This window comes from Acinetobacter sp. 809848, assembly GCF_000581275.1.
GTDB classification, from domain to species: Bacteria; Pseudomonadota; Gammaproteobacteria; order Pseudomonadales; family Moraxellaceae; genus Acinetobacter; species Acinetobacter pittii.
Map to the genome: position 1 here is coordinate 1 of NZ_JEXG01000113.1, position 2,047 is coordinate 2,047.

A 2,047-nucleotide genomic window follows, 5' to 3' on the forward strand; every position below is an offset into this window, starting at 1 on the left:
GTAGTACTTCTCAACTCATTAAAGCTGCGCAGACTTTACCAAACGAAAGACTCATTGTGGCAACTGACCGCGGTATTTTCTACAAAATGCAGCAAGCAGTACCCAATAAGATTTTAGTTGAAGCGCCAACAGCGGGTGAGGGGGCAACTTGTCGTTCATGTGCCCACTGTCCGTGGATGGCAATGAATGAACTCGACGGAATTTTAGAAGTTTTACAAAAAGGTGATCAGGAAATACACGTTGATCCAGCACTTGCTGAACGTGCCAAAATGCCTTTAGATCGAATGTTAGCCTTTAGTGCATCGTTAAAACGTTAAAAAACCTCAAAATGCTTGTTAAATATACATTTGATAAGGATTTTTAACTTTTTTTGAGAATAGGTGTTGACGTCTGAGGGCGTCACGCCTAGAATGCACACCGTACCGCACGATGTGCGATACAGCAAAAGCTGAGATAGATCGGAGCATAGCACAGCCTGGTAGTGCACCTGGTTTGGGACCAGGGGGTCGTAGGTTCGAATCCTACTGCTCCGACCATATTTAAAAGCGTTCAAGCTTTGAAAATATCTCAAATATTGAAAAGAATTTCTTCTAGTCTTACAGGTAGAAGGAATTTTTTTGTTTTTATATATTTTAATTTTAATTCATATACAATCCAATATTTGAACTTATTTATATAAGCTCTGTTATTGATATTTCTGCCTTAACTCATCTTTTTCTTGTTCTGATAAAAATGCGATTTTAAGACCATTTTCTTGAGCTGTATAAATTTGCTCAGGGCTTAAACCTGCTAGTGGGGCAGCAGTTAAATATTCATGCTGTATTTCAATGCCTTCTACCGCAGGGTCATCTGTATTAATGGTAGCAAGTACGTCATGTTCTAAAAAAGTCTTTAATGGGTGCTCTGCTAAAGAAGGCACTGTGTTGGTTTGAATGTTCGAAGTCAGGCAAGATTCAATCCCAATCTGGTGTTTAGCCAAATAATCTAGAAGTTTTAAATCTTGAACTGCTTTAACACCATGTCCAATCCGTTCTGCACCTAATTCTACAATGGCTTGCCAAATACTTTCTGGGCCAGCAGCTTCGCCTGCATGTACGGTAATGTGCCAACCTGCATCACGTGCTTTTTTAAAGTGATCAATAAATAAATTGCCCGGAAAACCAAGCTCATCTCCAGCGAGATCCAACGCTTTAATATCATTTTTATGGGCAAGCAGGGCATTTAATTCTTTTTCGCAGGCTTCTTGACCAAAAGTACGACTCATAATGCCAATTAAATTCGCTTTTACCCCGTACACCTGACTACCCTCTTTTACGCCAGCAATCACAGCTTCAACAACACCTTCGAGCGGGAGTTGATGTGGCATTCCCATATAACCCGGGGAAAAACGCAGCTCTACATAGTCTAGGCCTTGCTGTGCTGCATCTTGCATGTTTTCAAAAGCAATACGTTTGCAGGCATCTAGGCTCGCTAATACTTTTACACCCCAATCGAGCTTAGATAAAAAACTTAATAAGTCTGGTTGGTTATCCATCACTTGTACGTGGGGTCGTAAAGATTCAATGTCGTAAGCAGGTAAATCTAAATTGTATTGTTGCCCCAAGTCTAAAATGGTTTGAATGCGGATGTTGCCATCAAGGTGGCGGTGTATATCTGTAAGTGGAAGCGTTTTAGTAATCATAAATTTCTTCTTATCTGTTCGTATCAATTCATCATGCATGTTTAGTTGCGCTGATAAAAGTTTGGATTTGCTATGTTTTTGTGAAAAGCGTTGAGTTGAGTTTTTTGAACTTACTATATTTGTATAAGTTTTAATTTTGATGACATTGTTCTGGCCTAAGAAGACAACGCAGTCTGTGTAAAATACAAGCACCAAGATTTTTATTGTTTTTAATTTCGCTGAGCCTGTTTTTGTTGACTCTTCAAGAGTGGATTGGCTGAAGAATGGTCATTGGTATTTTGCTTTTTAGTTGTAAAGATGAATAAAGGCTTGCTAAAGACCAAACTGATAAAGCGATTAATTTATCTGTAGAAATCTATTTCTGGC

The 2,047-nt window shown here is 39.0% G+C and carries 2 protein-coding genes and 1 tRNA gene; 2 read left to right on the plus strand and 1 reads right to left on the minus strand.

Annotation, left to right across the window (positions count from 1 at the left end; all coding sequences use genetic code 11):
* Together nadA and J536_RS23985 are read left to right on the plus strand one after the other, a co-directional pair.
* On the plus strand, window positions 1–317 hold a 317-nt coding region (gene nadA, locus J536_RS23980), incomplete at its 5' end, for a quinolinate synthase NadA (protein ID WP_032064235.1).
* 142 nt (window positions 318–459) lie between these two features.
* Window positions 460–536 (plus strand) — tRNA-Pro (locus tag J536_RS23985).
* 149 nt (window positions 537–685) lie between these two features.
* On the opposite strand, the gene add is transcribed toward J536_RS23985, so the two are convergent.
* A complete protein-coding gene (add, locus tag J536_RS23990; RefSeq protein WP_032063533.1) occupies window positions 686–1,681 on the minus strand; it encodes an adenosine deaminase in 996 nt (331 codons plus the stop codon).
* Window positions 1,682–2,047: the final 366 nt, after the last annotated feature.